This is a genomic window from Dokdonella sp. (assembly GCF_035703485.1).
Classification (GTDB): Bacteria; Pseudomonadota; Gammaproteobacteria; order Xanthomonadales; family Rhodanobacteraceae; genus Dokdonella.
In genome coordinates this window covers 1-6,439 of sequence record NZ_DASSYD010000063.1, presented here as the reverse complement: position 1 = coordinate 6,439, position 6,439 = coordinate 1, and the positions used below count along the sequence as shown (strand labels likewise).

Genomic DNA, 6,439 nt, shown 5'->3' with positions numbered 1-6,439 from the left:
CGAATTCGCCATGATCGTCGATGCCGACCTGCGCAAGCGCAAGCTGCGCGATCGCGTGCCGATGACCTATGTGACCTCGGAACCCTATATCGGCCACATGGGCCTCGGCGGCGTCGGTGATTCGAAGACCCTGCTCGAATCGGAAATGCGCCAGCGCCATATCAAGTGGATCAGCAATGCCCGCGTGACCGCTGTCGAAGGAGGCAAGGTCAAGGTCGACGAGGTCGATGCCAGGGGCGTCGTCAGCCAGTCCCACGAACTGCCGTTCGCCTACTCGATGTTGCTGCCGGCCTTCACCGGTGTCGATGCGGTACGTGGCATCGAAGGGCTGACCAATCCGCGCGGCTTCATCATCATCGACGACCACCAGCGCAACCCGACCTTCCGCAACGTCTTTTCCGCTGGCGTCTGCGTGGCGATTCCGCCGGTCGAGGTGACTCCGGTGCCGACCGGCGCGCCGAAGACCGGCTTCATGATCGAATCAATGGTCACCGCCATCGCACACAATCTGCGCGATGAACTGGCCGGGATCGAAGGCAAGGCAAGGGCGACCTGGAATGCGGTCTGTCTGGCCGATATGGGTGATACCGGCGTGGCCTTTGTCGCCCTGCCGCAGATCCCGCCACGCAATGTCACCTGGGCCAGGGTCGGCAAGTGGGTGCATCTGGCAAAAGTGGCTTTCGAGAAGTATTACCTGCGCAAGATGCGCACCGGCAACACCGATCCGGTTTATGAGAAGTACGTGATGAAGGCGCTCGGCATCGAGCGGCTGAAATCCGACAAGTAGAATTCCTCAGCGCAATACGGCCATCAACCCAAACCGAGGATCCGACCGATGCCCATGAAAAACACCCTGGATCGATATGGCAGCCTTTCGATCGCCATGCACTGGCTGATGCTGGCCCTGCTGGTGGCGGTCTACGCGGTGATCCTGCTGCGCGAGATCTATCCGAAGGGCAGCGATCCACGCGAAGCCTTGAAGATGTGGCACTTCATGCTTGGCTTGAGCGTTTTCGGCCTGGTCTTCCTGCGCATTGCCTTTCGCTTTCTGGGCACCATTCCCCGCATCGTGCCGCCACCACCGCAGTGGCAGCATCTGCTCGGCATCGGCATGAATCTGGCGTTGTACCTGTTCCTGATCGCCATGCCCGTGCTCGGCTGGCTGACCCTGAGTGCGGCGGGCAAGCCGATCCCCTTCTTCGGCCTCGAATTGCCGGCGCTGGTGTCGCCGGACAAGGAGTTCGCGGGCACGCTCAAGGATCTGCACGTGACCATTGGCGAAATCGGCTACTACCTGATCGGCGCGCATGCGCTGGCCGGCCTCTTCCATCACTACATCGTTCACGACAATGCCCTGCGGCGCATATTGCCGGAGCGATCCAGGTGAATCCGGGCGCTGCCGTCCGCTCGACCAGCGGCAGCACCTGATTTTTCGGTCGACACGTCTTCCGCCGAGGTGCCCCATGAATATCGATCGTCTGGTTCTTGCATTTGCCGGCAGCGTTATCCTGCTCAGCGTTGCCCTGGCCCATTTCGTATCAGCAAACTGGTTGTGGCTGACGCTCTTCGTCGGCGCCAACCTGCTGCAGTCCGCGTTCACCGGCTTTTGTCCGCTGGCAAAAATCCTGCGTCTGCTCGGCGTCAAACCGGGCCACGCATTCCCCAACTGACATCGATCCGCACGCCCATCGCGCCTGCGCAAAATGACTGGAGGTCATCCATGTACTACATCGCCAAAACCAGCAAATCCTTCGACAAGGCCGTCGAGGATCTCGACGCCGCGGTCAGGGCACACCAGTTCGGTGTCATGCATGTGCATGACATCGCCAACACCCTGCGCAGCAAGGGCGTCGAGTTCGCCGAGCAATGCAAGGTGTTCGAGGTCTGCAACCCGCATCAGGCGGCCAGGGTGATGGCGGCCGACATGAGCATGAACATGGCCCTGCCGTGCCGCATTTCGGTTTACACCGAAAAGGGCAAGACCCTGATCGGCATGATCCGCCCGCAAGCCATGCTTGGCATGCTGTCGAAGGATCCGCAGCTCGGCGCGGTCGCAGCCGAAGTCGAAACCGCCACCATCCAGATGATCGACGAGGCGGCTTGATGACTTTCACGCGTTCGCTGCTATTGGCTATCGGCAGCATCGGCTTGCTCGCCGGTTGCGGCCACTCCACGCCCGAGGACACGCTGCCCACGGCAGCGCCAACCTTCGCGACTGCCGTCGCCAGCGCCGAGGACGGGCGCAGCGAGCAGGTCTGGGATGGCGTCGTCGAGGCGGTCAACCAGGCGACGATTTCGGCGCAGACCAGCGGCCGCGTGATCGAGTTGCCCTACGACGTCAACGACACCGTGGCCGAGGGTGCGGTGATCGTGCGCTTCACCGATGTCGAGCAGAAGTCGGCGAAGAGCCGCGCACAATCGCAGATCGCCTCGGCACAAGCCGCCTATGACGAAGCCGAGGCTTCCTACCAGCGGATTTCCGAAGTGTATGCACGCAAGCTCGTGGCCAGGGCGCAACTGGACCAGGAGCGTGCCCGTCGCGATGCGGCCAGGGCCGCGCTCAATGCTGCGCGTGCCCAGTTCAGCGAAGTCGGCCAGCAGATGGACTACACGGTCGTGCGTGCGCCCTACGCCGGCATCGTCACCGAGCGCTTCGTGCAGATCGGTGAATCGGTACGCCCCGGCCAGGCGCTGATCGCCGGCGTATCGCTGAAGGATTTGCGCGTCTCGGTGCAGGTCCCGCAGAGCGCGATTGCGCCGATCCGTGCCCTGCAGGCTGCCGACGTGCTGCTCCCCGGTGATGGCAGCCGGCGCGTGGCCGCGAGCAAGGTCACCGTGTTTCCGTATGCCGACCCGGCCACGCATACCTTCACCGTGCGCCTCGAACTGCCCGGCGACAATACCGGCCTGTTTCCGGGCATGACGGTCAAGGCCGCATTCGCCACCGGCGAAGCAAAACGCCTGCTGGTTCCATTGACCGCGCTGGTCGCGCGCGGCGAGCTGCAGGGCATCTACGTGGTCGATGGATCCCATGTCCGCCTGCGCCAGATCCGCAGCGGCCATCGTTTCGGCGACTCGGTCGAGATCCTCGCCGGACTTGTCGCCGGCGAACGCTATGCCACCGATCCGGCCGCGGCGGCGCAGTGGCTTGCCCGGCGCAATGACGGAGGTTCGCAGTGAGTCAGCCGCTGGGGTTTTCCGGGCGTATCGCGCGCGCGTTCCAGGCCTCGCCGCTGACCCCGGTACTGGCCATCGCGGCGATCCTGCTCGGCATCGCGGCGACGTTGATCACCCCGCGCGAGGAAGAGCCGCAGATCGACGTGACCATGGCCAACGTGATCGTGCCGTTCGCCGGTGCCGATGTGCGCGATGTCGAAAACCTGGTCGCCTATCCGCTTGAGCAGAAGCTTTCCGAGATCGTTGGCGTCAAGCACGTCTACTCGATCAGTCGGCCCGGCGTGGCCATCCTCACGGTCGAGTACGAGGTCGGCGTGCCGCGGCAAACCGCGATCGTCAGGCTGTACAACCAGGTCTTCCAGAACCAGGATTTCGTGCCACCCGGACTCGGTGTCGGCCAGCCGCTGATCCGGCCGATGGGCATCGACGATGTGCCGGTCATGGCGGTGACCTTGTGGAGCGACGCGCCGGAGCAGAATCCGACCGCGCTGGCCGAAGTCGCCCACACGCTGGAAACCGAACTCAAGCACATCCCGGGCACGCGGGATGTCTACACGATCGGTGCGCCCGAGCGCGCGGTGATCGTCGAACTCGACGCGCCCAAACTGGCCGCATATGGTCTCTCGATCCAGGACCTGTCCGGCGCGCTGCGCGCGGCCAATACGGTCAGTCAGGCCGGTGACCGAATTGTCGACAACACCACGTTGCCGGTAACCGCCGGCAGCTTCCTCGCCAGTGCCAGCGATGTCGCCGCCCTCGTCATCGGCCTCAACCAGGGCCAGCCGGTGTTTCTCTCCGATGTCGCGCAGATTCGGCCCGGAGCCGACCTGCCCACCAGCTACGTCTGGTACGGCGCACCCGCTGGAAAGGCAGGACCGGCCAGCGGCAACGCGCCGGCCGTGACCCTGGCCATCGCCAAAAAACCCGGCAGCAATGCGGCCGACATCACCCGCGCCGTCAGCGCGCGCCTGCAGGCGCTGGCCGGTATCGTCATTCCTTCCAATGTGCATTTTACCGTCACCCGCGACTATGGCCAGACTGCCAGCGACAAGGCCAACAAGCTGATCCAGAAACTTGTCTTCGCGACGCTGTCGGTGATCCTGCTGGTCTTCTTCACGCTCGGCTGGCGCGAAGCGGTCGTGGTCGGCACCGCCGTCATCATCACCCTGATGCTGACCCTGTTTGCCTCGTGGGCGATGGGCTTCACGATCAACCGCGTCTCGCTGTTCGCGCTGATCTTCTCGATCGGCATCCTCGTCGACGATGCCATCGTCGTGGTCGAGAACATCCATCGCCACCAGCGTCTCAGCGGAGCACGCCTGCGCGAGATCATCCCGGTGGCAGTCAGCGAAGTCGGCGGCCCGACCATCCTTGCCACCTTCACGGTCATCGCCGCGCTGCTGCCGATGGCCTTCGTCTCCGGCCTGATGGGGCCGTATATGCGGCCAATCCCGATCAATGCCTCGGTCGGCATGCTGTTGTCGCTGGTGGTCGCCCTGGTGGTCACGCCGTGGCTGGCGCTGCGCCTGTTCGCCCATCACAAATCGGAATCGGATCATGTGGAACCCGATGGCGACAGCGACGGTGGCTGGCTCAACCGCACCTCGCACAAGCTGATGTCGCCGTTCCTCGAATCCGAGCGTGCGCCGCGCCGACGGCGCCTGCTGTTCGCCGCGATGGGCGTGCTGGTGATGGCCGCGGTCGGTCTGGTCGTGATCCAGGCAGTCATTCTCAAGATGCTGCCATTCGACAACAAGTCCGAGTTCCAGATTGTCGTCGACATGCCCGAGGGCAGCACGCTCGAGCGCACCAATGAACTGCTTGGCAAGCTCGCCGACAGCCTCGCCAGCGTGGCCGAAGTCAGGGACTGGCAAGGCTATGCCGGTACCGCCGCGCCGATCACCTTCAACGGCCTCGTGCGCCAGTACTACCTGCGCAGCGGTCCGCTGGTCGGTGACCTGCAGGTCAACCTGGTCGACAAGCACGAGCGTGATCGCCAGAGTCACGCGATCGCGCTGGCCGTGCGTCCGCAACTGAGCGCGATCGGCAAGCAGTTCGGTGCTTCAGTCAAACTGGTCGAGGTGCCACCCGGTCCGCCGGTGCTGGCGCCGATCGTTGCCGAGGTCTACGGCCCGGACTACGCCACGGTGCGCAAGACCGCGCTGGCGCTGGAGAAAAAATTCCGCGCCGAAGCCGATATCGTCGATGTCGATACCAGCGTCGAGGCCGATGCGCCGCGCGAGATCATCGTCGTCGATCGCGTGCGTGCCGCGCGGCTCGGCCTTGATCAGGCCAGCATTGCGCAGGTCCTGCGCACGGCCTTGTCGGGCGACGATGCGACTTATCTGATGGATGGCCACGCACGCTATGCGGTGCCGGTGCGGCTGCGCCTGCCGGCCGGCGACCAGGCCACGATTGACCAGTTGCTGGCGGTGCGTGTACGCGCGTCGAATGGTTCGCTGGTGCCGCTTTCGGAAGTCGTCGAGGTGCGCCAGGCGAACTGGGAGAAGGCGATCCACCACAAGGATCTGCTGCCATATGCGACCGTCACCGGTGACGATGCCGGGCAGACCGACAGTCCGTTGTACGGCATGTTTTCGCTGGTTGGCGAACTCAATCGCGCCGAAGGCACCGCTGATGCGATCAGCCAGACCTTCATCGACCAGCCCACCGACATCACCGCGCCTGCGGTGAAATGGGATGGCGAATGGCAGATCACCTACGAGACCTTCCGCGACATGGGTCTGGCCTATTCAGTCGGCCTGGTGCTGATCTACCTGCTCGTGGTCGGCCAGTTCAAGAGCTATGTCGTGCCGCTGATCATCATGGCGCCGATCCCGCTGACCGTGATCGGCGTGATGCCCGGCCATGCCCTGGTCGGTGCGCAATACACGGCGACCTCGATGATCGGCATGATCGCCCTGGCCGGCATCATCGTGCGCAACTCGATCCTGCTGATCGATTTCATCAATCATGAAATCGCCCGCGGCCAGCCCCTGCGCAAAGCCGTGATCGATGCCGCCGCGGTGCGTGCCAAGCCGATCGTGCTGACCGGTGTGGCGGCCATGGTCGGCGGCTTCTTCATCATCGACGATCCGATCTTCCAGGGCCTCGCCGTATCGCTGATCTTCGGCATCTTCGTCTCCACCGCGCTGACCCTGCTGGTCATCCCGCTGCTCTACTACGCCTGGCTCAATCATCAGGAGCGCGCGGCGGCGGGCCGTGCCGACGCGGTGGCGTGATCAGCCCATTTCACGCCACT

Annotated in this window: 6 protein-coding genes; all 6 read left to right on the top strand. The window is 64.0% G+C overall.

Going from position 1 to position 6,439, the window contains the following annotated elements; genetic code table 11:
* A partial coding sequence (locus VFN25_RS04825) for an NAD(P)/FAD-dependent oxidoreductase (protein ID WP_414648857.1) occupies nucleotides 1-787 on the top strand: 787 nt, incomplete at its 5' end.
* A 54-nt stretch (nucleotides 788-841) separates the two neighbouring features.
* Complete coding sequence (locus tag VFN25_RS04820; protein WP_325139391.1) at nucleotides 842-1,387, top strand: cytochrome b; 546 nt, start codon at nucleotides 842-844, stop codon at nucleotides 1,385-1,387.
* A gap of 76 nt (nucleotides 1,388-1,463) precedes the next feature.
* On the top strand, nucleotides 1,464-1,670 hold the full coding sequence (locus tag VFN25_RS04815) for a DUF2892 domain-containing protein (RefSeq protein WP_325139388.1): 207 nt from the start codon (nucleotides 1,464-1,466) through the stop codon (nucleotides 1,668-1,670).
* Nucleotides 1,671-1,720: 50 nt separating this feature from the next.
* On the top strand, nucleotides 1,721-2,104 hold the full coding sequence (locus VFN25_RS04810; protein ID WP_325139386.1) for a DUF302 domain-containing protein: 384 nt from the start codon (nucleotides 1,721-1,723) through the stop codon (nucleotides 2,102-2,104).
* A complete protein-coding gene (locus VFN25_RS04805; RefSeq protein WP_325139384.1) occupies nucleotides 2,104-3,180 on the top strand; it encodes an efflux RND transporter periplasmic adaptor subunit in 1,077 nt (358 codons plus the stop codon). Before VFN25_RS04810 ends, VFN25_RS04805 begins: the two co-directional genes overlap by 1 nt.
* Entirely contained in the window at nucleotides 3,177-6,419 is a 3,243-nt protein-coding gene (locus VFN25_RS04800; RefSeq protein ID WP_325139382.1) for an efflux RND transporter permease subunit, read from the top strand. The genes VFN25_RS04805 and VFN25_RS04800 overlap by 4 nt, the downstream gene beginning before the upstream one ends.
* Nucleotides 6,420-6,439: the final 20 nt, after the last annotated feature.